General features: G+C 65.4%; 25 protein-coding genes and 1 pseudogene. 10 read left to right on the forward strand and 16 right to left on the reverse strand.

Annotation, left to right across the window (positions count from 1 at the left end; all coding sequences use genetic code 11):
* Nucleotides 1-47: 47 nt before the first annotated feature.
* The 6 genes from ACP26O_RS19645 to ACP26O_RS19670 all read right to left on the reverse strand — a co-directional run bounded on the left by ACP26O_RS19645 (nucleotide 48) and on the right by ACP26O_RS19670 (nucleotide 7,096).
* Nucleotides 48-1,241 (reverse strand): NAD(P)/FAD-dependent oxidoreductase, encoded by a 1,194-nt coding sequence (locus tag ACP26O_RS19645; protein WP_426356394.1) that lies wholly within the window; start codon nucleotides 1,239-1,241, stop codon nucleotides 48-50.
* Nucleotides 1,180-2,802, reverse strand: a complete 1,623-nt coding sequence (locus ACP26O_RS19650; protein ID WP_175663387.1) for a methionine--tRNA ligase — start codon at nucleotides 2,800-2,802, stop codon at nucleotides 1,180-1,182. The genes ACP26O_RS19645 and ACP26O_RS19650 overlap by 62 nt, the downstream gene beginning before the upstream one ends.
* 49 nt (nucleotides 2,803-2,851) lie before the next feature.
* Nucleotides 2,852-3,919, reverse strand: coding sequence for an NAD(P)/FAD-dependent oxidoreductase (locus ACP26O_RS19655; protein WP_244098944.1), 1,068 nt, complete (start codon nucleotides 3,917-3,919; stop codon nucleotides 2,852-2,854).
* The gene (locus ACP26O_RS19660; protein WP_244098943.1) at nucleotides 3,916-4,299 is read right to left on the reverse strand and encodes a cupin domain-containing protein; all 384 of its coding nucleotides are present in this window, start codon (nucleotides 4,297-4,299) and stop codon (nucleotides 3,916-3,918) included. Before ACP26O_RS19660 ends, ACP26O_RS19655 begins: the two co-directional genes overlap by 4 nt.
* On the reverse strand, nucleotides 4,296-5,624 hold the full coding sequence (locus ACP26O_RS19665; protein WP_175663386.1) for a SidA/IucD/PvdA family monooxygenase: 1,329 nt from the start codon (nucleotides 5,622-5,624) through the stop codon (nucleotides 4,296-4,298). Before ACP26O_RS19665 ends, ACP26O_RS19660 begins: the two co-directional genes overlap by 4 nt.
* A 125-nt stretch (nucleotides 5,625-5,749) precedes the next feature.
* Complete coding sequence (locus tag ACP26O_RS19670; protein WP_244098942.1) at nucleotides 5,750-7,096, reverse strand: MFS transporter; 1,347 nt, start codon at nucleotides 7,094-7,096, stop codon at nucleotides 5,750-5,752.
* A 169-nt stretch (nucleotides 7,097-7,265) separates the two neighbouring features.
* Here ACP26O_RS19670 and ACP26O_RS19675 point away from each other — a divergent pair, with 169 nt between their 5' ends.
* Complete coding sequence (locus ACP26O_RS19675) at nucleotides 7,266-8,018, forward strand: ArsR/SmtB family transcription factor (protein WP_175663385.1); 753 nt, start codon at nucleotides 7,266-7,268, stop codon at nucleotides 8,016-8,018.
* Between the two features lie 22 nt (nucleotides 8,019-8,040).
* Here ACP26O_RS19675 and ACP26O_RS19680 read toward each other — a convergent pair whose 3' ends face one another.
* Genes ACP26O_RS19680 through ACP26O_RS19690 form a run of 3 tightly spaced genes read right to left on the reverse strand, consistent with a single transcriptional unit; the run spans nucleotide 8,041 to nucleotide 10,706 of the window.
* The gene (locus ACP26O_RS19680; protein WP_175663384.1) at nucleotides 8,041-8,742 is read right to left on the reverse strand and encodes a glutathione S-transferase family protein; all 702 of its coding nucleotides are present in this window, start codon (nucleotides 8,740-8,742) and stop codon (nucleotides 8,041-8,043) included.
* On the reverse strand, nucleotides 8,739-10,244 hold the full coding sequence (locus tag ACP26O_RS19685; RefSeq protein WP_175663383.1) for an FAD/NAD(P)-binding protein: 1,506 nt from the start codon (nucleotides 10,242-10,244) through the stop codon (nucleotides 8,739-8,741). Before ACP26O_RS19685 ends, ACP26O_RS19680 begins: the two co-directional genes overlap by 4 nt.
* Nucleotides 10,245-10,262: 18 nt before the next feature.
* Complete coding sequence (locus ACP26O_RS19690; RefSeq protein ID WP_175663382.1) at nucleotides 10,263-10,706, reverse strand: nuclear transport factor 2 family protein; 444 nt, start codon at nucleotides 10,704-10,706, stop codon at nucleotides 10,263-10,265.
* A gap of 204 nt (nucleotides 10,707-10,910) precedes the next feature.
* On the opposite strand from ACP26O_RS19690, the gene ACP26O_RS19695 reads away from it, so the two are divergent.
* Nucleotides 10,911-11,333, forward strand: a complete 423-nt coding sequence (locus ACP26O_RS19695) for a VOC family protein (RefSeq protein ID WP_175663381.1) — start codon at nucleotides 10,911-10,913, stop codon at nucleotides 11,331-11,333.
* Between the two features lie 37 nt (nucleotides 11,334-11,370).
* Here ACP26O_RS19695 and ACP26O_RS19700 read toward each other — a convergent pair whose 3' ends face one another.
* Nucleotides 11,371-12,255: a LysR family transcriptional regulator gene (locus ACP26O_RS19700; RefSeq protein WP_175663380.1), complete on the reverse strand. Its 885-nt coding sequence runs from the start codon at nucleotides 12,253-12,255 to the stop codon at nucleotides 11,371-11,373.
* Between the two features lie 76 nt (nucleotides 12,256-12,331).
* Between ACP26O_RS19700 and ACP26O_RS19705 the strand changes: the two genes are divergently transcribed.
* Nucleotides 12,332-13,633 (forward strand): aspartate aminotransferase family protein, encoded by a 1,302-nt coding sequence (locus ACP26O_RS19705; protein ID WP_175663379.1) that lies wholly within the window; start codon nucleotides 12,332-12,334, stop codon nucleotides 13,631-13,633.
* 74 nt (nucleotides 13,634-13,707) lie between these two features.
* On the opposite strand, the gene ACP26O_RS19710 is transcribed toward ACP26O_RS19705, so the two are convergent.
* Nucleotides 13,708-14,457: an SDR family oxidoreductase gene (locus ACP26O_RS19710; RefSeq protein ID WP_175663378.1), complete on the reverse strand. Its 750-nt coding sequence runs from the start codon at nucleotides 14,455-14,457 to the stop codon at nucleotides 13,708-13,710.
* A gap of 45 nt (nucleotides 14,458-14,502) precedes the next feature.
* On the opposite strand from ACP26O_RS19710, the gene ACP26O_RS19715 reads away from it, so the two are divergent.
* The 4 genes and pseudogenes from ACP26O_RS19715 to ACP26O_RS19730 all read left to right on the forward strand — a co-directional run.
* The gene (locus tag ACP26O_RS19715) at nucleotides 14,503-15,480 is read left to right on the forward strand and encodes an AraC family transcriptional regulator (protein ID WP_175663377.1); all 978 of its coding nucleotides are present in this window, start codon (nucleotides 14,503-14,505) and stop codon (nucleotides 15,478-15,480) included.
* Nucleotides 15,481-15,553: 73 nt separating this feature from the next.
* Nucleotides 15,554-16,414 carry an AraC family transcriptional regulator gene (locus tag ACP26O_RS19720; protein ID WP_175663376.1) on the forward strand — a complete coding sequence of 287 codons (861 nt, stop codon included), beginning with the start codon at nucleotides 15,554-15,556 and terminating at the stop codon, nucleotides 16,412-16,414.
* 44 nt (nucleotides 16,415-16,458) lie between these two features.
* Nucleotides 16,459-16,866 carry a DUF2000 domain-containing protein gene (locus ACP26O_RS19725; RefSeq protein ID WP_175663375.1) on the forward strand — a complete coding sequence of 136 codons (408 nt, stop codon included), beginning with the start codon at nucleotides 16,459-16,461 and terminating at the stop codon, nucleotides 16,864-16,866.
* A gap of 179 nt (nucleotides 16,867-17,045) precedes the next feature.
* Nucleotides 17,046-17,207: pseudogene (locus ACP26O_RS19730) on the forward strand (LysR family transcriptional regulator); the annotation flags it as partial.
* 91 nt (nucleotides 17,208-17,298) lie between these two features.
* Here ACP26O_RS19730 and ACP26O_RS19735 read toward each other — a convergent pair.
* From ACP26O_RS19735 to ACP26O_RS19755, 5 genes are all read right to left on the reverse strand, one after another.
* Nucleotides 17,299-18,000: an ABC transporter ATP-binding protein gene (locus ACP26O_RS19735; RefSeq protein ID WP_011659407.1), complete on the reverse strand. Its 702-nt coding sequence runs from the start codon at nucleotides 17,998-18,000 to the stop codon at nucleotides 17,299-17,301.
* Nucleotides 18,000-18,773 (reverse strand): high-affinity branched-chain amino acid ABC transporter ATP-binding protein LivG, encoded by a 774-nt coding sequence (gene livG, locus ACP26O_RS19740; RefSeq protein WP_166721798.1) that lies wholly within the window; start codon nucleotides 18,771-18,773, stop codon nucleotides 18,000-18,002. Before livG ends, ACP26O_RS19735 begins: the two co-directional genes overlap by 1 nt.
* Nucleotides 18,770-20,041 carry a high-affinity branched-chain amino acid ABC transporter permease LivM gene (locus ACP26O_RS19745; RefSeq protein WP_011659409.1) on the reverse strand — a complete coding sequence of 424 codons (1,272 nt, stop codon included), beginning with the start codon at nucleotides 20,039-20,041 and terminating at the stop codon, nucleotides 18,770-18,772. The genes livG and ACP26O_RS19745 overlap by 4 nt, the downstream gene beginning before the upstream one ends.
* A gap of 11 nt (nucleotides 20,042-20,052) precedes the next feature.
* Nucleotides 20,053-20,979 carry a high-affinity branched-chain amino acid ABC transporter permease LivH gene (gene livH, locus ACP26O_RS19750; protein WP_006749488.1) on the reverse strand — a complete coding sequence of 309 codons (927 nt, stop codon included), beginning with the start codon at nucleotides 20,977-20,979 and terminating at the stop codon, nucleotides 20,053-20,055.
* Between the two features lie 172 nt (nucleotides 20,980-21,151).
* Entirely contained in the window at nucleotides 21,152-22,270 is a 1,119-nt protein-coding gene (locus ACP26O_RS19755) for a branched-chain amino acid ABC transporter substrate-binding protein (protein WP_105831872.1), read from the reverse strand.
* An 812-nt stretch (nucleotides 22,271-23,082) separates the two neighbouring features.
* On the opposite strand from ACP26O_RS19755, the gene ACP26O_RS19760 reads away from it, so the two are divergent.
* From ACP26O_RS19760 to ACP26O_RS19770, 3 genes are all read left to right on the forward strand, one after another.
* Nucleotides 23,083-23,703 carry a hypothetical protein gene (locus ACP26O_RS19760; RefSeq protein ID WP_175663374.1) on the forward strand — a complete coding sequence of 207 codons (621 nt, stop codon included), beginning with the start codon at nucleotides 23,083-23,085 and terminating at the stop codon, nucleotides 23,701-23,703.
* Nucleotides 23,685-24,137 carry a DUF2515 family protein gene (locus tag ACP26O_RS19765; RefSeq protein ID WP_175663373.1) on the forward strand — a complete coding sequence of 151 codons (453 nt, stop codon included), beginning with the start codon at nucleotides 23,685-23,687 and terminating at the stop codon, nucleotides 24,135-24,137. Before ACP26O_RS19760 ends, ACP26O_RS19765 begins: the two co-directional genes overlap by 19 nt.
* A 104-nt stretch (nucleotides 24,138-24,241) precedes the next feature.
* Complete coding sequence (locus ACP26O_RS19770) at nucleotides 24,242-24,658, forward strand: DUF2515 family protein (RefSeq protein WP_175658851.1); 417 nt, start codon at nucleotides 24,242-24,244, stop codon at nucleotides 24,656-24,658.
* The last annotated feature ends 61 nt before the right edge of the window (nucleotides 24,659-24,719 follow it).

Raw genomic sequence — 24,719 nt, forward strand, 5'->3', positions numbered from 1 at the left:
CTTCGCGGTTTTTTTGTTGCTTCGGCGATTTGATTCCGATTCTCACGTCATCGCAATGCACACTTCTCGAAGCGCATGACGTCGAATGCCCGCAACTCGGGCCGGAGTCGACCAGTCTCCAGCCAGTCGGCGACCCCCTGCCCGAACACTGGCGCAAGCTTGAAGCCGTGCCCCGACAATCCCGCCGCGACGAACAACCCTTGCACCCGTGGATCCGCGCCGAAGAGCGGGTTGCCGTCCGGCGTGTCGTCGAAGAACGATACGCGGCTACCGGCCGGCGTCGCGCCGTCGATGCGCGCGAATCGTCGCGCCGCACGAACGCGGTAACGCAGCTGCTCCGCGTCGCCCATGCGCGTATCGAAACCGTCCACATCGATTGCACCGCTATCGCTGGCCTGCAATGATCCGATGAAGTAATGCCGAGGCAGATCGGGACGCAGGTAAAACCCGCCGCGGCGGTCCGAAAATCCGGGCAACGACGCCCGGCCGCCGTCGTCGGCTCGGACAATCGCGACGCACTGGCGCGACGGCGCGATCGGCAGTTCCACCCCGCAGCTCGCCGCGAGACGCGCCGCCCACGGCCCTGCTGCATTGACGACGACTGCGCAGTCGATGCTGCCGCGGTCCGTGTCGACACCCACGACGCGGCCGCCCTGCGCGCGGATCCCGCGGACCTCACACCGCGTGTCGATCTGCGCGCCGCTCGCGCGCGCACCATGCGCAAACGCCAGTGCGCTCGCGCGCGCATCGCAGTAACCGGCGTCGGCTTCGTACACAGCGCCGGCAAGGCCTTCGGCATCGATATCGGAGCACAGGCCGCGCATGTCGTCCACCGACAGCAACGACAGCGCGAAGCCTTTCGACCGCAGCGAATCGACATACGCATGCGTCGCGTTCCAGTCCTCCGGAGCCACCGCCGTCAGGAAACCCGTGCGCCTGAACCGGCAATCGCCGCCGACAGTCTCGCTCCAGTGGCGATACGCATGCGATCCGTCCGACGCAAGCGCAACAAGCGCCGGATCCGCGTAGTACAGCCGCACGATGCCCGGCGACGCACCGGATGAGCCGGCCGCAATGTCCGCGCGTTCGAGCAATCGCACATTCGTGCCCGCCTGCGCTAGATGCCATGCGATGCCGCACCCGGTCGTGCCGCCCCCCACCACGACGACGTCCGCCGTTTCACGCATGCGCGGCGCTCTTTTCGTGGACCAGCGCGGGCGGCAGACACGGATCGAGCGCATCGCGCGACAGCGGCGTGAACCATATGCGCCCGGCGATTCCGCCACGCGGTCGGGATGCTGTCGACCATTCGCATCGACGCGGCGCGCCGTCATGCCCTGTTGCGTACCACAGGTCGTTCGCAAACCGTGGCATCACCGGCGCGGCGATGCACGCGAGCCCCTTCAGCCACCCATACGCCTGCGCCGCATCGCTCAGATCGACGTTCGGCAGCACGATCCATGATCGCAGCACTGCGCAGGCGGATCGCACGCTCACCGCGTCGAACCGAAACGATGCATCGAGCAGATGCAGCGACGCGCTCAGCGCGTCGCGCAATGGCGCCGCGATGCCGACCGGCTCGCCGACGATCGTCTCCAGCGCAGCGGCTGCCATGCGAACGCGCTCCTGCAGTGTCGTCACGAGTTCGTCGTTGACGAAACCGATGAAGGCGTCGACGTCGAAGTTCGCCGTGCCAGCTTCTGGGCTCTCGCGCGCGAGAAAGTAACGGACCGCGTCGCTCGAGGCGGGTGTCGCCTCGACGATGTCGGCAGCCCACACGACATGGAGCCGGCTCGTCGAAAATTTCGCGCCCTGCAGATTGTAGAAGTAGTTCGTCAACACATGGTCGAACGGCTTGCGATCCGGCAACGCGCCCATCACGGCCGCGCTGCCTGCAAGCAGCAGCACTGCGTTGTCGATGCCGAAACTGACGAACGTCGTCACGTCGCCGTCGCTCTGCATCGGATGCGCGCCTTGCGCCCCGTCCGCGCACAGGTCTCCGCAGGTCAGCGCGTACTCCCAGCCGGATTCGAACAGCACGCGCGGATTGCCGAGGCGATCCGCAGGCCACGCGACGCCCCAGTCGCCAGGCGCCGTCAGCCGCACGAGGCCGCGCTCCTGCGCGAGAAACCGGCGAATCACGTCGATGAATTGTGGAGGCGCGCCCGAAGATGCGAGACGGCGCACAAGCCCGGCCTCGTCGGGAATTCGCAGGAACAGGCTTTCGACCTCGCGCCACTCGAGTTCCGCATCGCCGACACGCGGTTCCGGATCGCGCATCGCCTCCGGGCGGAAGTGAGCGCCGCATGCCTCGCAGAAGTAGCCGCCGGCCGGCGCGTCGCACTGCGGACACCGGCCGACGAGCCACGCCCCCGCCAGATAGCGGCCCGTCGCACGGCTGTACAGCACCTTCTCGACCACCGTTTCGGTCAAACCGCGCTCGACCAGTTGCTCGACGGCTCGGCGCGCATTCGCCGCATGACGATCCGCATGTGGGCCCTGCACGAGATCGACGAATGCGTCGACTTCGACGTCGAGTGCCGCCAGATCATGCGCGATCTGATCGTGATAGTCGTGACAAACCTCGTGCGGGGAGCGCGATTCCTGTAGCGCCTTCCACAGCACGTAAGAATCGAAGCCATCGACCGCCGATACGATGTCGACGCGATGGCCGTGGCTGCGAAGATGACGGCCCAGCATGTCCATGCGCAGGTATGGGCCGGCGATGTGGCCGAGATGCAGACGCCCGTTCGGCGTCGGCGGAATCGGCATCAGGAAGAATTTTCGGGGCTCGGTTTTCATGGCGGATTTCACGGATTCGAATTAGCTCGCATTGAACAGCGTGACCACGTCACGCGTCGAAACGACGCAACGCCTCGTCGGCAAGACCGGGCGAAAGCCGGAAACCGGCGCCGCTACCCGCGCCGGCGATCACGACAGGGACTCCCGGCACGCGTTCGACGAGCGGCTCGCCGCTCGGCGTATACGCATCGCAGAACACGCGTCCGCCCACGAATGCATCGCTTGATCCGGGCAGATAGCGCTCGACAACGCGCATCGCAAGCAACCGGTCCGGTGCTGAGATTTCCAGCGCATGCTTGAGCGGCCTGCAGTCCCACTCGTCGGCGCGAAAGCTGAATAGCCACTGATTGCGTGCCGGCAACGGCATCAGATAGGCGTCCGACTGCGCAAAGAACACGGCGGCGGCGTCCGGCGGCGGAACGCGGTCCACATGCAGCGCGACGACTTTCTTCACGCGCACCGAGGCAGCCGCGGCGAACGCACTGAACGGCTCCCCTGCGAGCCACGGCCCCGCCGCCACCACCGCGCGCATTGCACGCATCGTCGTGCCGTCGTCGAGCCGCAACTCGACGCCCGACGCGCCGGCGTCCAGCGCGCGCACACCTACGCCTTCAACGCAACTCACATTCGACGACCGGATGCTTGCAGCGATCAGGCTCCGCGCAATAAGCGCGGGATCATGACTGACCGCCGTCCCCCCGCGCAGCAACACCTCGGTCTCGTCAAGCACAAGCGGGCCGATGAGCTTGTCGCGCAGGATTGCAGGCGGCACATGCGCACCACCGATCGTGAAATCCACCGCAAGCTCCTGCAGTGCGTTTGTGCGCGCGGCTTGTGTCACCCAGAACACATCGGCTGAAGTCGTACGCAGCCCGAGCGGGCCCCGAATTTCGCGATAGAGTTCGGCGCTTAACGCCGCAAGCTTCCGCTCTCGCGGTGTGACGCCCGTCGCCAACAGTACGCCGGCGGAATGTGCAGTCGCACCGTCGCCGACGCGGAATCGCTCCACGAGACAGATCCGCCATTGAGGAAAGCGCCGCTGTGCAAGATAGAGCGTCCACGCGCCGACGATACCGCCGCCGACGATCGCGAGATCATATTCGCGCATCATGCTCATTGCCACCATACCGAAAAGATTTGCGCATCCGCTTCGCCGACATTGCGCGCAAAATGTGGCCGCCATGGTTCGAAAAACACGGTCTGTCCCGCGTCGACGCGATGCCATGCACCGTCGTAGCAGACATCGAGTTGCCCGCTCGACACGAACCATATCTCGTACACGGCGTGACGGTCTTCCTGCGTACCGCATCCTGGCTCGATCGTGAAACGCGAGCTGCGCAGCGGCGCCTGCGCCATGCGCTCGCAGAACGCATGCATGAAGAGCCTCACGCCCGCGAGATCGACAGCCTCCTCGGTTTCGACGACGCGAGGCGCGATCGGAGCAGCGGCGGCCAGCGACTGGCAGGCCGCCTGATCGTATCCGCGGGTACTGGTCACGAGACCACCTCCAGATCCTGAACGCCGCGCTGCATGACCCTGCCCTGCGCCTCCCAATGAACGAACGGCGCCCGCTCGTCCAGGTCATAGCACTGTGCGCCGGCGATGCTGTTGATGATGCGCGCGCAACGCCATGGAATCAGGCCGAGATTCGGGTCGGCGATGCCGCGCTGATGCCTCGCGGCGTTCTGCACATAGATGCGGCTGCCGGACGGACCGTTCCAGCGGATCGCATAGTCGTGGTCGACGACGAAGCCGTCAGTGCCCCACTCGATCCGGTCAGCGATCGGATCGAGGCACGCGGGCATGCCGTACGTGTAGCCCGTGCACAGCACGACGATGTCGGCTTCGAGCGCTTCGTGCACGTCGCGCTGTGCATGCCTGAGCGTCAGCGACCAGCCGCTTCCGTTGCGGGCGACCGCGACCAGTTCGCGCGCCGGGCGCAACTGCAGATCGCACGGCAGACCCGTCACGTGGCGCAATTCGTACACGCGCCGGTAAATCGACTCGAGCAGTGCGGACGACACGCCGTCGCTCGCGAGTTTCTGCTCGGCCAGCAGCGACGCGCGACGCGTGGCCGGCAGATCGTAGAAATAGTCCGCATATCCGGGCGTATAGAGCTCGTTGGTGAACGACGATTCGTCGAGCGGCGCGAAATTCCACCGCCGCGACGCCCACGTGACGCTCGCAGGCATCGCGCTCGCATCGGAAATCAGGTGCTGGAACACCTCCGCCCCGGTCTGCCCGCCGCCGATCACGACGACGCGCTTGCCCTCCACCGCGTTGTTGTTGGTCAAGTACTGCGACGCATGGAGGAGCGTCGTGCCGAGATACGGCTTCGCGCAATCAGGGACGCTAGGCTGCTGCCCGGTACCGAGCACCAGATGACGCGTCGTCTGCGTCCAGTCCGATCCGTGCACGGCAATCAGGTCGCCGTCGATCTCGACCGCTTCGACCTCGCGGTTGAACTCGAGATTCGGCAGTTGTTCGCAGGCCCAGCGATAGTACTGGTTGAACTCACGCCGCATGACCTGCGGGAAATTCGCGTTGATGAAACAAAGCAGCCTCTTCTGGCTCGCCAGAAACTGCAGGAACGACAGCGCGCTGGTCGGATCGACCAGGCTGACGAGATCCTTCAGAAACGAAACCTGCAGCGCGGCGTTCGGCAGCATCAGTCCTGCGTGCCACTGAAATTCCGCCCGCCGGTCGAAAAAGCAACTGCGAATCGCCCCATGCGGCCTGAGCAGGGCCGCAAGGCTGAGATTGGCGGGACCGATCCCGATCCCCACGACATCCATCGGTGCTTCCGTAAGCGAGTAGCGCATGGTTCAAGTCCTTAGATAATCAAGAAGCGACAGCGAAACGGCGGCCCGGACACGAAATGCGCGCCGACACGGCGTCGCAGACCGCGCCCGACGGCGATCTGGTTGAACTGCCCGAGTGAATGGAATCAGACTGCGGCTTTCGGCTCGCGGCCGGTCCGCACGAGCGTGACGCGCCAGCATGCAGCCGCCGCCAGCGACAGCGCGATCGCAACGAAGATCGCGACGCGCACGCCTCCACCCGGTGTCTGCGCGGCGCTCATCAGCGCCCCGAAGATGGCCACGCCGAATGCGGAGCCGCTTTGCCTGCTCGCATTGAGCACGCCAGCCGCGATGCCGGCACGGCTTTTCTCGACGGCGCCCATCATCGCGGCCGTGACGGCCGGCGTAATCACGCCCGAGCCGAATCCGACCGCAGGAAAACACAACGCCACGCGCCAGTACGGCGCATCGCTCGCCAACGCCAGCAGCCCCGCGAAACCCGATGCGTAGAGCAGGAAGCCCGCGACCACGACACGGCGCGCGCCGTAAGCACGACACAACCGGCCCGCGGAAAAGCTGCCGGCCGTCACCAGCACGGTCAGCGGCAGGAATGCGAGACCAGTCCGCAACGGCGGCCAGCCGCGGTTCTCCTGGAAATACAGGCTGAGCAGGAACAGCAATCCGTAGAAAATCAGCGCCGAAACCAGCGAGACGAATACCGATGCCGAAAACACGGGAAGACGAAACAAGCCGGGCGGAAGCATTGGCTGCGCGCGACGACGCTCTATCGCGACGAAGCCGAACCATGCTGCAACGGCCAGCGCGATACCGCCCAGAATCGGCGTCGATCTCCATCCCAGTTTCGCGCCTTCGATCAGGATCGCGACCGAACTCGCGAGCGCGATGATCGCCGCCACCTGGCCGGCAATATCCATATGCGCTGCGCCGTGGCGCTGCGACGCGCGCGGAATGTGCGTCGTCAGCCACGCACCGCAAATGGCAAGCGGCACGTTCACGAAAAATATGCTTCGCCATCCGAACCAGTGGATCAGAAGACCACCGGCAAGTGGTCCCGCCGCCATCGCGATGCCGCCGCAGCCGGCCCAAACGCTGATCGCCCCGGCTCGCTCCTGCGCGTCCGGATATGCCGTGCTGATCAGCGTCAGCGAACACGGCACGAGCAGCGCAGCGCCGACTCCCTGCAGTACGCGCGCAACCACCAGTGTCGCGAGATCAGGCGCGGCGCCGCACAGCGCCGACGCAGCCGCGAACACCAGCAAGCCGGTCAGATAGACGTTCTTCGCGCCGAGACGATCACCTAACAGGCCCCCGGTCAACAACAGGCTCGCGAACGTCAGCGTATAGGCATTGACGACCCACTGCAGCCCCGATACGTCGGAGCCGAGCGTAGCCGCGATCCGCGCGAGTGCAACGTTGACGATCGACGTGTCGAGTATGACGACGACATAGCTAAGGCTTGTCGCCAGCAACACGCTTTTCTTATATTCGATTGTTTCATTCACGTGAATAAGGTCCCCAACGGAATAGCGTGTTGACTATAAGCGTGGGCCCATCGACAATGCTTCGGAGCGTATCGAAGTGTGCCGGATCGACCATCGGTTCGCGATACGAAAAGACAATAAATAGAACCGGAGAGAAGCAGTGAGTCAGCACAATATTTCAACCGTGGCCCATCTGATCGCGGAGCCCGTGCGTGCGGTGATTCTGATCACGCTGACGGACGGCTGTGCCCGTTCGGCGAGCGCGCTTGCGGAAGCCGCCGGCGTCACCGCGCAGACGGCGAGCTCGCACCTCGCAAAACTGCTCGACGGCGGCCTGCTGAAGGTGGAAAGCAAGGGCCGGCATCGTTACTACAGCCTGGCTGGCCCGCACGTTCCACGCGTGCTCGAGAGCCTCGCGTCAGTCGGCCCCGTCTCGCAGGCATGGCGCACGACACCGAATCGTTCCGCACGGGAATTGCGCTTTGCGCGCTGCTGCTACGACCATCTCGCCGGGCAGATCGGCGTTGCCGTCACGCAGCGAATGCTCGAGCGCGGCTACCTCATCGAGCACGGCGAATACGCGTACGAACTCACACCGAGCGGGCATTCATGGCTGCAGCAACTCGGCCTCGACGTCGGGGGGCCATTCGCGAATCAGGCAGGGCACGCGCACCGGTGCCTCGACTGGACCGAGCGGCAATACCATATCGCCGGTGCGCTCGGCGCCCATTTGATGAACGCATTCTGTACGTGGGGATGGATGGCCCGCGGTCATGAGACACGCGTCGTCGTCGTGACACCGGCCGGCTGGGAAGCGCTCCGTGAACATTTTGGCATCGAGCGCAACGCCGAACTGGACTCGCAAGCGCAGCGGGGCACGCCGCGCTTCGCCGAATATCGCGAGACGGCCTGACCGGCGGCCCGTGGCGGCGGTATCACGCAGGCGCGCCGGCCTCCTGCGACGCCGGTCGCCGACGGTAACGGCCAGACGCGAAAGCCGCCTCGATTTCCACGATACGTCGCTCCAGATCCTCACCGGTCCGGCGCCATGCGGGTATCGTGTCCAACAGCCGTGCATGCCACGCGGACAGATGCGGGTAGTCGCCGAACGGCGCACGAGTCCGCAGTACGTGGCTGAACGGCGCGGCGAGGTCGATATCGGCTAGCGTCGGCGTGTCGCCAACCACGAACGCCCTATCGCGGAGATGGTCGTCGAGCACCTGCGCATACCGGCGAATCGATCGAAGCGCATCGGCGACCAGGACCGGATCCTCCTCACGTCCCTGCAGCCGGTGGATGAAACGCTCGTCGATCAGCACTGCGGGCCCGCGCCGGAAATGCTCTGCAGCCCAGAACATCCATTTGAGCACGTCGACGCGCGCCGTGCCTGAGGGCCACAATGAGGAGCCAGAACGTTCGGCCAGGTAAATCGCAATAGCCGACGCCTCGAACAGCACGACAACGCCGTCTGTCAGCGTCGGAATGGTTCCGTTCGGATTCAATGCGAGATAGGACTCCGTGCGGTTCTCGCCGGCGAACAGATTGACCAGCGTGAAGTCGACATCGAGCGACTCATGCATTGCGACAGTCAATACCCGCCGCGTGTTGCTCGACCCGCGGTCGCCATACAGTTTCATCCTGCCTCCGTTGCAACGGTATCTTGCTCAGCGCGGCGTTCGTCTTCGGCACGCCAGCGCCGACACAACTCGCCACTCTGTCGCGCAGCCTGATAGAGTGCGTTGATCAGCGGTGCGCCGAGATAGGACGCGACGCCGAGCGTCCAAATCCGCTCCGGATGAGCGGCGCCCGCGAGCCAGACCCGGAGGTCGGTCGACACGCGCGGCACGCCGCCCCCGACGTCCGAGTCGGCAGACAGCGCAAGCGCGCTTTCGCTCGCGCGCAGAGGCGCTTTCTGAAAGCCCGTCGCGCACACCACCGCATCGTATGTCTCCGAAGTGCCGTCCTGCCAGTCGATTCTCCAGCGGCCGCCGGCCTCGTGCAGCATCGCCGGCATGCCTGTCTTGACGTGCAGCCGCCCTTGCTCCGCAAAGCCGAGCAATGTCTCGCCATTCCCGAGCGGGCATGCAAACAGATATCGGCCCATCGCGCGCGAGCAGGCGTCGATCGCCAGCTTCTGACGCGCGGGCGGTTCGCTGCGCAGGCGCGCTTCGACCGCGTCCATGTTCGCAACCAGAATGTGCTGCCAGTCGGTCGCGCCGTCGCGTGCCAGCGTCACTTCGCGCCGCAGACGCTCGATCGGATCACGCAGCCGTACCACCTGGTCGCTCAGCGCGCGCCCGCGCACCGCGCGCGCCGAACGCGCGACGATGCGCATCAGGCGCCACGACAGCGCGCTTGAATTCAGATCGAGGCGGGCGTACGCCGCGGCGTCGATCGGCACCGGCGCGACGCGGGTCGTCGCCGTGCGCACCGCAGGCAAGCGGCCCGACGGAGAGGCGATGACGGCCGAATGACCGCCGCGGCACAGCAGCAACGCCGCGTCGACCGCCGTCAGCCTGCTGCCCAGCACGAGCACGCGCGATCGCGGCTCGAGCTGCGCGAGCACCGCTCCCTCCGGGTAGAACCGCGCGAAAATACGTGGCGCGCCGACGTGCGCCTTCACGTACTCTGGTACATAGGATTCGCCGTTACCGGTACACACGAGCACATCGGTCGCCTCGAGTGCCCTATCGACGTCGAGCCAGACACGGTACCCTCCCGTCGGCATTCTTTCGATATACCGGGCGCCGGCACTCACCAGACGATGATCGATACCCGCGTCTCGGGCCTGCCGGCTGAAATGCGCATAGCGCGAAACGAGATAGTCCGACACGTGGCGGCGCGCGACGAACGCGTCGCGCGACACGGACACGCCGATGGATCGCAGATAGGCGCGGAAATCGTCGGGATCGTCGTCAAGAATCGACATCGTCTCGACCGACGTATTGCATAGCAGCGCCGGATCGACCGCCGAGAATGCGACGCCCCGCCCGATTCCGAGCGGATCGACGATGTCGATCGACTGCGCGACGCCGAAACGGACCGCAGCCGCGAACGCGGCGACGCCGCTCGCGCCACCACCGACGATGACCAGACGGCGCCGCCCTTTCACATCGCTCGCCACACGTGCTTTTTCCATTCGTTGCGGTCGCCCCGTCTATCGCGACGCACGGGCGTCCGCCGCGGCGAGCGCGCCGGCGAGCAATTTGACACCATGCCAGCCCCAGTACACACGGTGGCTGACGATTTGACCGTCATCGATGTCCATCATCTCCATCAGGTCGACCTGATCGCCGGCCGGCGCGACGCGTGGATATTCCCACGTAAGCTGCTTGCCGTTGACGAAATAGACGCCCGTGCGATACCACTGCGCGAGGTCGCTGGGAAACTTGCGGATGCTATCCTCGAAGAACGTCAGGATAGCGTCGCGTCCGACCACCAACCCGCTGTTTCGCTCGGGATAAACGGCCAGCGCGAGCGGCGTTTCGAGTACCGCGCGCTCGGCATAAAGCGCCGCAGTGCCAGCGAGGTCGCGCGTGCGCACTGTGTCGTGCCACACGGTGAAAATACGGTTCATATCCGCATCGACAGAATCAATCATCGAAACTCCCAGGCAAGATCGGCCAGCGCGCATGACCGCCGGCATCGCATTCGATTCCCGACTATATCGGAGCTCGACCTCGCCTCGTTTCGACGCGTGTCGAAGTATCGTGCCGCACCACACGCTCAGAACGAACGAGGTGATACATGCCGCCAATCGCGGATAATCTGTCGGCTTCGCATTCCCTCCATCGAGGCTCCCCCCATGAAACCCCGAATCAGCGTGCTGACCCTCGGCGTCGACGATCTCGACGCCGCCGTGACGTTCTATCGCGACGGGCTGGGTTTGCCGACGCAAGGCATCATCGGCACCGAGTTCGAACACGGCGCAGTCGCCTTTTTCGACTTCCAGAACGGACTGAAGCTCGCGCTGTTCGAGCGCGGCAACATCGCGCATGACGCCGGGCTGCCGGTGACGGCGCGCAGCGCGACCGAGTTCACGATCGGGCACAACGTCGCGAGCGAGCGCGAAGTCGATGACGTGATGCGGCAAGCGCTTGCCGCCGGTGCCCGGTTGGTGAAGCCGGCCGGAAAGACCTTCTGGGGCGGTTATGCAGGGTACTTCCAGGATCCGGACGGGCATCTGTGGGAAATCGTCTTCAATCCGGAGTTGATGCCGGGCGATTGACAGCCGCCGCCGCATTGTCCCGAGCGAATACTGCCCGTCACAGCACCGGCAACACCGCCCGGATATGCTCCGCGAATGCTGCCGTCAAATGCGACGGCCGCTTCCGGTCGAAGCGCAGCGTAATGCCCACCGCCGGCAACGGCGGCAGCCCGCGATCGCCGGCGAGGATCGCCAGATCGGCCGGCACCGCCGTCTGCGTCATCACCGCGAACGCCTGCCCCGAACGCACGAGCGCGATCAGCCCGGCAAGGCTGCTGCTCGCATACGCGACGCGATAGTCGCGGCCCGCGCGATGCAACGCATCGCAGGCCGCGATGTGATCGAGCGTATCGGGATCGGAAAGCGCGAGCGGCAACGGCTCGAACTGCGCGGCATCGAGGCCCGGATAACCGATCCACACCAGTTGCTCGCGACGGATGACGTCGTCGGTCGACCCGTCGTCCGGCAATGAAATCATCGCGAGATCGACCGCCCGCTTGTCGAGTTGCTCGAGCAACCGCGGCGTCGGCCCGCACACGACCTCGACGATCGCCTGCGGATGCTGGCTCGAAAACTGCCGCAACAGCGACGGCAGCCACACTTGCGCGTAATCGTCCGGGCAGCCGAACCGGATCGTCCCCGACAATCCCGTGCCGCACAGGTCGGCCATCGCCTCGTCATGCTGCCGCAGGATGCGCTGCGCATGCACGAGCAGCCGCTCGCCGGGGTGCGTCAGCACCACGCCACGCCCGGTGCGCTGGAACAGCGGCTGGTCGACGCTTTCCTCGAGCCGGCGCATCTGCTGGCTGAGCGCGGACTGCGTGCGGCCGACCCGCGCCGCCGCGCGGCTGAGCGAGCGCACCTCGGCGATGACGACGAACGAGCGCAGCAGGTCGATTTCGAGCGAGCGTCCCAAGGTATTAGCTCCCTTTCTACCTTGCATAAGAACTATTCGTTTCCATAAAACCAGACCCGCGCCTAGACTGCAAGCGATCCTTGGCCCTGTCCGGAGAAGCCCGATGTCCCTGAACGACGACGCCACCTTCTGGCACAACGCCAGGCAGCACTTGATCCGCTACGGCGGCACGTTCGAGCCGATGATCATCGAGCGCGCGCAAGGCAGCTTCGTCTACGACGCCGACGGCCGCGCGATCCTCGATTTCACGTCGGGCCAGATGAGCGCGGTGCTCGGCCACTGCCATCCGGAGATCGTCTCCGTCATCAGCGAATACGCGGGCAAGCTCGATCACCTGTTCAGCGGGATGCTGTCGCGCCCGGTCGTCGATCTCGCGACGCGCCTCGCCGACATCACGCCGCCCGGGCTCGATCGCGCGCTGCTGCTGAGCACCGGCGCGGAATCGAACGAAGCGGCGATCCGGATGGCGAAGCTCGTCACCGGCAAGTACGAGATCGTCGGCTTCGCGCAGTCGTGGCACGGGATGACGGGCGCGGCGGCGTCCGCCACGTACAGCGCCGGCCGCAAGGGTGTCGGCCCGGCCGCCGTCGGCTCGTTCGCGATTCCGGCGCCGTTCACGTACCGGCCGCGCTTCGAGCGCGGCGGCATGTACGACCCTCTCGCCGAACTCGACTACGCATTCGACCTGATCGATCGCCAGTCGAGCGGCAACCTCGCCGCATTCATCGCGGAGCCGATCCTCAGCTCCGGCGGCATCATCGAATTGCCGGAAGGCTACATGGCGGCGCTCAAGCGCAAGTGCGAGGCGCGCGGGATGCTGCTGATCCTCGACGAAGCGCAAACCGGCGTCGGACGCACCGGCACGATGTTCGCGTGCCAGCGCGACGGCGTGACGCCCGACATCCTCACGCTGTCGAAGACGCTGGGCGCGGGGCTGCCGCTCGCGGCCGTCGTCACGTCCGCGCAGATCGAGGAGCGCGCGCACGAACTGGGCTACCTGTTCTATACGACGCACGTGTCGGATCCATTGCCGGCCGCCGTCGGCCTGCGCGTGCTCGACGTGGTGCAGCGCGACGGCCTCGTCCAGCGGGCGAACGTGATGGGCGACCGGCTGCGGCGCGGGCTGCTCGATCTGATGGAGCGCTTCGACTGCATCGGCGACGTGCGCGGACGCGGACTGCTGCTCGGCGTCGAGATCGTCAAGGATCGCCGGACGAAGGAGCCGGCGGACGGGCTCGGCGCAAAGATCACGCGCGAGTGCATGAATCTCGGGCTCAGCATGAACATCGTGCAGTTGCCCGGCATGGGCGGCGTGTTCCGGATCGCGCCGCCGCTGACCGTCAGCGACGAAGAGATCGATCTCGGCCTGTCGCTGCTGGAGCAGGCGATCGCACGCGCGCTGTAACGCCCCGCCCTACCTCGCACGCGCCGCCGCGCCGGTTCGAACGGCCGGCGCGACGGCTTGGGAGGTTCGGTCGATCAATGCGCTTCGGCCGCCCATGCTTCGGCATCGGCGCCGGCCGGGATGCGCATCGGACACGACGGATCGGTCGCCGCGCGCCACACGGCTTCGGCGACGTCCCGCGCATGCGTAATCGGCGCGGATTCGTCGACCATGCGCTTGAAGGCCGCCGCGGCAAACTCCGCATAAGCCTCGTGCTCGAAGCCGTGCATGTACGCGCGCGCGTTGTCGGCGAAACGCGTGTCCGGCGCACGGCCCGGCAGCACGAGACGCGCGCGCACGCCGAACGGTTCGAGTTCGAGCGCCATCGATTCGGTGTACGCATTGACTGCCGCCTTGCTGGCGCGATAGGCGGCGACCAGCGGCAGCACCTTCAGCGTGACGCTAGACGTGACGTTCACGACGACGCCGGCCCCGCGCCGGCGCAATTGCGGCAGCACGGCTTCCGTCACCGCGATCGTGCCGATCGTGTTGGTCTCGAACAGCGCGCGCACGGTATCGAGCGGCATCAGCTCGGCCGGCGCGGCCGCGCCGAAACCCGCATTGTTGACAAGTACGTCGATCGGGCCGGCGGCGTCGATCGCCGCGCGAATGCTGTCGGGGTTCGTGACATCGAGCGCCAGCACGCGCAGGTGCTCCGAAGGCGGCAGGACGTCGTCGCGCGGCGTGCGCATCGTCGCGACGACCTGCCAGTCGCGGGCCAGGAAATAGCGGGCGATCTCGAGGCCGAAGCCGGAGGAACAGCCGGTGATCAATACGGTCTTCATGCGAACTCACTCCTGTGACGTGTTGGGCATGTGTTCGTACGATAGATGGCCGCATCCGTATTCGCTACAATCAAAAATCCGATTTTCTTTTGCGAGAGTCCGGCAATGACCGATCCGCTAGCCGAGGTCGTGACGCTGCTGCAGCCAAGCACGCGGTATTCCAAACTCGTTCACGGCGCGAGCCCCTGGCGCATCAGCCGGACGGTCGCCGGCGAGCCGTTCTATTGCGTGGTCCTGGAAGGCGGGTGCCGGGTCGCGATCGACGGGCATCCGCCGATCGCGTTGCTGCCCGGCGACTTCGTGCTGATTCCGGCGGCCTACGGCGTCGAGATATCCAGTCTCGAACTGCCGCCGCCGGGCGTCGAAACGGCCGCGCCAGTCGTGCTCGACAACGGCGAATACCGGATCGGCGACGCGAGCCGCCCCGTCGACGCGCGCATGATGGCCGGCCACTGCAGCTTCAGTTCGCCCGACGCGGCGCTGCTGGTGTCGCTGCTGCCGCAATACGTGCACGTACGCGGCGAACCGCGCCTCACCACGCTCGTGCAACTGGTGCGGGACGAATCGCGTGCGCAGCGGCCGGCGCGCGAACTCGTGCTGTCGCGCCTCATGGAAGTGCTGCTGATCGAGGCATTGCGGTTTTCGGCAGACACGGGCGCATCGCCCGGCCTCGTGCGCGGTCTCGCCGACAGCCGTCTCGCCGCCGCGATCCGCGGGATGCACGAACGCCCCGCGCACCCGTGGACGGTCATCGAGCTCGCGAAGGAAGCGGCGCTGTCGCGTTCGACCTTCTTCGAACGCTTCAGCCGCGCGGTCGGCGTCGCGCCGATGGAATACCTGCTCACCTGGCGCATGGCGCTCGCTAAAAACCTGCTGCGCCGCGACGAGGGGCGCATCGCGGAGATCGCCGGGCGCGTCGGCTACAGTTCCGCGAGCACCTTCAGCGTCGCGTTCACGCGGCACGTGGGCCGGCCGCCCGCGCAATATGCGCGCGACGAACGCGCGGCGGCGAGCGACGCATGACCGGCACCCGCAACCGCCATCCCGCGACCTGCGTACACTACCGGTCACGCAACGACGACGCGCGAGGCACGCGATGACGACAGCGGCAAACAATCCCGACACGCGCGACCACTGGCTCGTCGCGCGACGCGATGCGGAAACCGGCATCGAAAGCCTGCACGCGCATTTCAACGGCCATGCGTACGATGCGCACGATCACGACGACATGCTGGTCGGCTTCACCGAACAGGGCGTGCAGCGTTTCCAGTGCCACCGTTCGCTGCATACGAGCGTGCCGGGCCGCGCGATCCTGATCGAACCCGGCGCGATGCACGACGGCCATGCGCCCGAAGCGGGCGGCTTCACCTACGGGATGCTGTACCTGCCGCAAGCCTGGGTCGAACGCGCGGCGCGCCGGCTGGACTTGCCGGGCCTCGGCAGCGTCGAAGCCGCGTTCGGCCATACGCTCGTCGACGACCGCGGCCTCGTCGCTGCGATCCGGCACGCATTTCTCGCGATCCACGGCAACGAAGGCCGGCTCGCGCGCGACCAGACGCTCGACCGCCTGCTGACGCGGCTCGGCGGCGAACTGCGTGGCGTCCCGCTCGCGCTGGAGAGCAGCGTCGTGCCGCCGGCGATCGCGCGCGTGCGCGATCTGCTGCATGCGCACATGGATGGCAATCTCGGCCTCGACGAGCTGGCCGGCGCCGCCGGGATCGACCGGTTCCGCTTGACGCGGCTGTTCCAGCGCGCGTACGGCACGTCGCCGCACGCGTATCTGGTGCGCTTGCGGCTGCGCGCCGCGCGCCGGCTGCTGGCGGCCGGCCGCACGCCCGCCGAGGCGGCCGCGGACGTCGGCTTCGCCGACCAGAGCCACCTGGGCCGCTGGTTCCGCCGCGCGTACCGGATCACGCCGGCCGCGTACCGGCAACTGTGCACAAACGTTCCAGACTGAGCACGCGCGACATCCGATCATGTGTGCTTCAACCAGGAGCAATCATGATCGATACCAAGGTGGCGCTGATCGTGCGCGACGATCTCGCCGCGTGGCAAAAACTCAACGTGGTCGCGTTTCTCGCGACGGGTGTCGCGGCCGAAGCGCCGGACGCGCTCGGCGAGCCTTACGAGGATGCGGCGGGCCGCCGCTATGGACGCATGCTGGGCCAGCCGATGCTGGTGTTCGCATCCGACTTGAGCGGGCTGCAGGCCGCCCACCGGCAGGCGCTGTCGCGCGAACTGACGATCGTGCCGTACGTGCATGCGATGTTTTCGACCGGGCACGACGCGGCCAACCGCGAAGTGTTTCGCGCCGGGGATGCGGAGAATCTGGATCTGGTCGGGCTGGCGCTGCACGGACCGAAGAAGGCCGTGGACAAGGCCGTGAAGGGGCTGGCGTTGCATGCGTGACGCACCATCGTTTCGAACCGGCGATTCGACGAAGTAACGGCTATTGCGCGCCCAGCAACTCCGGCTTGTTCCCGTCCAACCACGCCTTTACATCAATCAGGAGAGCTTGCGGCAGATGTAGCCTATTTGACTACGATCGGAGCTGATTTAACTACACATTAACTGCGATCGGCATGTGCCTCGTCGAGCGCGATCGCGTGTCCGGCAACCTGACGAGCCACGTCGCCGGGGTCGTGCTGCCCGATCTGCCGCCGCACCTGATCACCGTCCTGACGGACGACAGCAATCGCGCCGCGCTGCGTCTGCGCGACGTACTGAAAAGCACGTTCAGGATCGGATAGGAAAGACAAGGCCGGGGACCGGCCTTGCATGCGAAAGCAATAAGTCAGGCAACAACGCCGCCGCCCCGTTGCAGGCCGGCGGCATCCGGCGTCAACCGCCGAGATACGCCTGCTTGATCCGGTCGTTCGCGAGCAGGTTCGCGCCCGTGTCGGCCAGCACCACACGCCCGGTTTCGAGCACGTAGCCGCGATCGGCCACACCCAGCGCCTTGTTCGCGTTCTGCTCGACCAGGAACACCGTGACACCTTCGTCGCGGATCGTCCGGATGATGTCGAAGATCTGCGCGATCACGAGCGGCGCGAGGCCGAGCGTCGGCTCGTCGAGCAGCAGCAAGCGCGGCTTGCTCATCAACGCGCGGCCGATCGCCAGCATCTGCTGCTCGCCGCCCGACATCGTGCCGGCCCGCTGCGTCGCGCGCTCCTTCAGGCGCGGAAACAGCTTGAACACGTGCTCGATGCCGTCGTCGATCTCGTGACGGCTCGCGAAGAAGCCGCCCATCTTCAGGTTTTCGAGCACCGTCAGGCTCGGGAACACGCGCCGCCCTTCCGGCGAGATCGCCATCCCCTGCCGCATGATCTGGTGCGTCGACATCGCGGTGATGTCGTTGCCCTCGAACAGCACGCGGCCCGACGATGCGCGCGGCGTGCCGCACACGGTCATCATCAGCGTCGTCTTGCCGGCGCCGTTGCTGCCGATCAGCGTGACGATCTCGCCCTTCTTCACCTCGATCGACACGCCCGCGAGCGCCTCGACCGCGCCGTAGTGCGTATGGACCTGTTCCAGCTTCAGCATCACTCTTCCCCCAGATACGCCTTGATCACGCGCGGGTCGTTGCGCACCGCTTCCGGCGTGCCGATCACGATCGGCCGGCCGTGCTCCATCACGAGGATGCGGTCCGATACGCCCATCACGAGGCTCATGTCGTGTTCGATCAGCAGCACCGACACGCCGAACTCATGGCGCAGCTTGTCGATCAGGTGCTGCAGCTCGATCTTTTCCTGCGGGTTGAGACCGGCCGCCGGCTCGTCGAGCATCAGCAGACGCGGCTCGGTGATCATGCAGCGCGCGATCTCGAGACGCCGCTGGTGCCCGTACGACAGCGTGCCGGCCGGCCGGTTGGCGACCGACCTCAGCCCCATCCGGTCGAGCCACACGGCCGCGCGTTCGAGCGCTTCCTTCTCGGCGCGACGATACGCGGGCGTCGAGAACAGGCCCGGCAGCAACCCGGCCTTGACCTTGCGATGCTGCGCGACGAGCAGGTTCTCGACGACCGTCAGCGACTTGAACAGGCGGATGTTCTGGAACGTGCGCACCAGGCCCTTCAACGCGATCTTGTGGCTCGGCAGCCCGCCGATCGCGTGGCCGTCGAGCACGACGTCGCCGCCGGTCGGCTTGTAGAAGCCGCCGACGCAGTTGAACACCGTGGTCTTGCCTGCACCGTTCGGCCCGATGATCGCGAACACCTCGTTGCGGCGCACGTCGAAATCGATGCCGTCCACCGCGAGCAACCCGCCGAAGCGCATCTGCAGCCCGGCGACCTTCAACAGTTCTGCATTCGCGCTCATTGCGGCAGCTCCACGTGGGGACGGCTCGCGGGCAGCAGGCCCTGCGGACGCCACATCATCATCAACACCATCACCAGACCGAAGATCAGCATCCGGTACTCGGCGAAGCCGCGCGCGACTTCCGGCAGCACGGTCAGCAGGATCGCCGCGAGAATCACGCCGAGCTGCGAGCCCATCCCGCCGAGCACGACGATCGCGAGGATCAGCGCCGATTCGATGAAGGTGAACGACTCAGGATTCACGAGGCCCTGACGCGCCGCGAAGAACGCGCCGCCGATGCCCGCGAACGCCGCGCCGAGCGTGAACGCCGACAGCTTGATGCGCGTCGGGTTCAGGCCCAGCGAACGGCAGGCGATCTCGTCGTCGCGCAGCGCTTCCCATGCGCGGCCCATCGGCATGCGGATCAGGCGGCTCGTCACGAACAGCGTGAAGCCGACCAGCACCAGCGCGATCAGGTACAGGAAGATCACCATGTGCTCGCCGCTGTATTCCAGCCCGATCAGCTCATGGAAGGTCTTCGCGCCTTCGACGCTCGCCGAGCGCGCCATCTCGAAGCCGAACACCGTCGGCTTCGGAATGCTCGAGATGCCGTCCGGGCCGCCCGTGAGGCTCGTCAGGTTGTTCGCGAGCAGGCGGATGATTTCGCCGAAGCCGAGCGTGACGATCGCGAGATAGTCGCCGCGCAGACGCAGCACCGGGAAGCCGAGCAGGAAGCCGAACGTCGCCGCGGCGACTGCCGCGATCGGCAGACACTCCCAGAACGACAGCCCGAAATACTGGTTCAGCATCGCGTACGTATAGCCGCCGACCGCATAGAACCCGACATAGCCGAGGTCCAGCAGCCCCGCGAAACCGACCACGATGTTCAGCCCGAGACCGAGGATCACGTAGATCAGCGCGAGCGTCGCGACGTCCACCGCGCCGCGCGAGCCGAAGAACGGCCACACGAGCCCGACCGCGAGCAGCACCCAGATGACCACGCGCTGCTGCTGCGCGCCCATCGCGGGCAGCGCCGGCAGCTTCACCGCCGATTTCGCGCGCACGAGCCACGGCTTGAACAGCTGGAACAGGAACACGGCCGCGACCGCGATCCACACCGGGCGCCAGTGCGGCGTCAGCACCACCTGATAGCCGTCGAGCTTCAGCTGCAGCCCGAGCACCGGAATCGTGAGGATCGCCGTCAGGAAAGCGGCGGCCACGGCATTCTTCAGCGCCTGGCTGACCGACGCGTCGGCGGCCGGACGGCGAACGGAAATGACTTGACTCATCTGCGTCTCCCTTAGACCTTTTCGATGTCCGACTTGCCGAGCAGGCCAGTCGGGCGGAAGAGCAGGATCAGCACGAGCAGGCCGAACGCCACCACGTCCTTGTACTCGGCCGGCATGTACCCTGCTGCGAAGGTTTCAGCGAGGCCGAGCAGCACGCCGCCGAGCATCGCGCCCGGGATGCTGCCGATCCCGCCGAGCACCGCGGCGGTGAACGCCTTGATGCCCGCGACGAAGCCGATATACGGATTCAGCTTGCCGATCGTCAGCCCGATCAGCACGCCGCCGACGGCCGCCAGCATCGCGCCGAGCACGAACGTGAACGAGATCACGCGGTTCGTGTCGATGCCGAGCAGGTTCGCCATCTTCATGTCCTCGGCGCACGCGCGGCACGCACGGCCCATCCGCGAATGCGAGATGAACAGCGTGAGCGCGATCATCAGCACGAGCGTCACGCAGACGATCAACAGACGCGCATACGGAATCGTCACGTCGAAGTCGCCGCCGAGATGGATCTCGAACGCGCCGGAGATCAGCACCGGCACAGATACGTCGCGCGCGCCCTGGCCGATCTGCACGTAGTTCTGCAGGAAGATCGACATGCCGATCGCGGAGATCAGCGGCACGAGGCGCGGGCCGCCGCGCAGCGGGCGATACGCGACACGCTCGACCGCGAAGCCGTACAGGCCCGTGACGATCACCGACACGATCAGTGCGGCGCCGAGCACCAACGGCAACGGATAGCCGGCGGAGATGCCGATCGCGGTGAGGGTCACGAGGCCCACGTACGCGCCGATCATGTAGATCTCGCCGTGGGCGAAGTTGATCATGCCGATGATGCCGTAGACCATCGAATAGCCGATGGCGATCAGCGCATAGATCGCACCCAGCGTCAGGCCGTTGACCAGTTGCTGGGCGAATTGAGGAAAGAAGTCAGTCATGTGCGGGAAGCTCCCGTTGGCGCTGGGTCGCATGCCGTCGCCGGATCACGGCGTTCGGCCGCGCGCAACGCACGGTGTCGTCTCGGGCCGCCCCTTGGCCGCGCAACGGCCAAATGCGCACGCGCCCTGCCCGGGTGACGGGCAGAGCGGTGCGCGGGGCGGGTACTCCGTATTACCGGGCGGCGGTCTTCGTCGCGTCCTTGTGCCACGTATAGACGACGAACTTGAACGACTTCAGGTCGCCCTGTGCGTCATACGCGACCTTGCCGATCGGCGTGTCGAACGTCGTCTTGTGCATGTACGCGGCGACCTTCGTCGGGTCCGTCGTCTTCGCTCCCGCGATCGAGTCGGCGATGATCTTCACCGCTGCGTACGACGGCATCTGGAACGGGCCGTTCGCGTCGCGCTTCTTGTCCGCGAACGCCTTCACGAGGCCTGCGTTGGACGGGTCGGCCGAGAAGTCGGCCGGCAGCGTGACCAGCATGCCTTCCGAAGCCGGGCCGGCGATCGCCGTCACGTCCTTGTTGCCCACGCCTTCGGGGCCCATGAACGTTGCCTTCACGCCCTGCTCGCGCGCCTGGCGCATCAGCAGGCCCATTTCCGGGTGGTAGCCGCCGAAGTAGACGAAGTCGACGCCTTGCGATTTCAGCTTCGTGATGATCGCCGAGTAGTCCGAATCGCCGGCGTTGACGCCTTCGAACAGGACGACCGGGATCTTCGCGCCTTCGAGGTCCTTCTTCACCGACGATGCGATGCCCTGGCCGTACGACTGCTTGTCGTGCAGGATCGCGACCTTCTTCGGCTTCACGTTGTTGATGATGTAGTGCGCGGCGGCCGGGCCTTGCTGGTCGTCACGGCCGATCGTGCGGAAGATGAAGTGGCGCTTCTTGCCTTCCGTCAGCTGCGGCGCGGTGGCCGACGGCGTGACCATCACGATGCCTTCGTTTTCGTAGATGTCGGATGCGGGGATCGTCGAACCCGAGCACACGTGGCCGATCACGTACTTGATCTTCTGGCTGACGATCTTGTTGGCGACGGCGACGGCCTGCTTCGGTTCGCAGGCGTCGTCCATCATCACCACTTCAAACTTGTTGCCGCCCGCACCGCCTGCCGCGTTGATCTGTTCGATCGCGGTCAGCGCGCCGGCCTTCACCATGTCGCCGTATTGGGCGACCGAACCGCTCATCGGACCAGCGATGGCGATCTTCACGGTTTCCGCGTGCGCGGCGGCGGCGCCGGCGGCGAACAGCACGGCGGCGGCGGAAATGGACGTAAGACGGGACAGCGTCATCAGGAGCTCCTCGATGTTGTTAGTCATACGGGCAAAGGCGGCATGACTTGCGCAATCGAACAGCACCCGGGGCGAGGACATGGGACACGCCCGAGACACATGAAGACGGACCTGCGGATGAATGATGCGTAGCGGGGCCCGGCTCTTGCAGTCCCCGAAGGGGACGTCTGGTTCGGAAAGACATCGTGATGCGTCTTGCATTGCGCAAGCGTTTCGCCTGCCCCGCTTGCCAAATTGCTCGTTCGGAGAGATGGTCCGACAGCCATTGGCAAGGCAGCCGAAATTATATGGGCGTTTTTAAATCGTCTGTCAAAAATGCCGGTGTTATGAGGGAAAACACGGAGAAACTTGCCGGGTGGCGGGTGGCGATGGGGGCGCAACTTGGCGGGGGCGGTAACGTTTGCGGTGGGTGCAATTGGGTTGCTATTTGGGTAGGGTGGCGGGCGGGAGGCTTGCTGGGTGGGCTTCGTTGTGAGGTTCGGGGGCGCCGCGTACGATTTTTTGGCTTTACAGGGTCATAGCGTTTTAGATCAATCGACTGATGATTGGGTTGGCGTGCACCGATGCGGGGCGTTGGGCCGGAGCGGTCAATCCTTCTGTTTGCCGACGGATTCGGCTCACGCGAAAGCTGATTGTTATTTTTGTGAAATAATGCGAACTCGCCTCTGCAATCCAGCCAGCCTTCCTGCGTGTCGCGTCCGCCGCGTCCCGTAGTCGCTTCAGGGCCGCTTCGACACCCTTCCGTCGCCCAGCCGCCAGCCAGTGATCTGCCGTTTTTTTTCTCATCGCATATCACCTGGTTCGGATCGCCAATGAATCATCGCCTCCGCTTTTCTTCCGCTGCCGCGCTTGCTTGTGCGCTTTCTGTTTCTATTGCCGACGCTTCAGGTCGCGATTCGCTGGTCGATCGGTCGGGCGGCGCCAACGTGTTTCGTTCGGAACGTCGGGTTGTGGCTCGGGATGATGGGCGTGTGGCGCGGACGACGCGGCAAGTCGAGTATGCGGCGCCAGTGAAACGTGGTCCGTTCGATACGCCTGATACGCGGCCGTTGCGGGTTTCGGGCGATACGCTTGCGCCGCAGTCTTCGGACGAACGCGGATCTGGCGATTCGGCATGGCCTTCGAATCGCGTCGCGCTCGGTGCGGGTGGGAGCGACAGCTTCGGGCGCGCGTTGCCCAGGCACGAACAGCGTGAACTGAACTGGAATGAATATCTGCGGGCCAGTGGGTCACATGCTCCTGGCGGCGGCAAACCGTATGCGCCGACGCGACCTTTCGATGCCGCTCGCGGTCCGCACGGTGCGCCGAATCCGTACGATCCGTCTGTACCGCAACCGGAGACGCGGACGTTCTATGACAACGGCACGGGTTCGCATTGCACAGCTACGGGCGGTGCGGGGACGGCGCGGTCTTCTTGCAATATCGCTTGGTGATGGTTGCGGGTGGCCGGTGGTGGCCGCCCTACTGGCTTGAAGTGCAGCTATGCGGAACGCCCGACTATCGATTCAGCTCGCACACTATTTCCGAAACCAAGATCGAGCCCGGCGATGTGTCGTTTGTCGGGAAGAATTATGGAGCGCGAGCCCGCCGAGTAGCCTCGAGCTACGCGCGTATGTTCCTCGAAGATTTTCACCTGGGGGAAACGGGCAAGGTTGGCCGGTTCTATTGGACCGGGCTGGGGGCGTTCGCCGCCAAACAGGTTTCGGCTAACCTGGAAAGCTGGCAGATGGACAAGGTGCCCGGCATGGGTATCGTCCACGAGGGACTCGGCAAAGAATCTGTGGATTTACAACGACCTACTGACCTGGTGCTACGGATATGCGGCGGACCCGGCTGCGTTCCAGGCGTGTGCCAAGCAGCGCGATAGCCGGCAGTACCATCCCACGGCGCAGAAGAACTTGATGCGCCAGCAGTGGGCAAGCGACGTCGTTCCCAAGTGCCCGGTGATCAATGAAGCCAGCGCATCAATGGATGACGCAGGATCCGGAAAATTCCTTGGTCCCGACGCCGAGAATCCGTGCTACTTCAAATGGAACTCCGCGCGTGTCCATGGGGTTCGATCTTGTCAAGCAATGGGAAGAGACCGCAAATGAAAAGAAGAAAGCTGCCTTTGCGTTCAACCATCTGTGGGTCATGGCACAGCATGAACAGGGCGAAGTGTTGCAAGGGTTGATCCATAACGACAAGGCCTTTATCAGCAAGCTCAAATTCCAAAGAACCATGGACGACGCAACCAGTTCGGATAAGTGGTGGGCCGCGCCAGCACGTGCATTTCACGCTCTGATTCCACCTCTGCAGCTAAGCTTCACGGCGCAGGATGAAACGTCCGACATGCAATATCGCTCGAACGCGCCGAAGGAGTTGATTCTCGAGGATTATGCTCAGTGAATGGCATGGATCAAAGACACCGGAAATTTGTTCCACTTTCTAATGCAGAAGCAGCGTACCT

The sequence above is a fragment of the Burkholderia sp. R-40 genome (assembly GCF_049942845.1).
In the GTDB taxonomy this organism is placed as follows: Bacteria; Pseudomonadota; Gammaproteobacteria; order Burkholderiales; family Burkholderiaceae; genus Burkholderia; species Burkholderia ambifaria.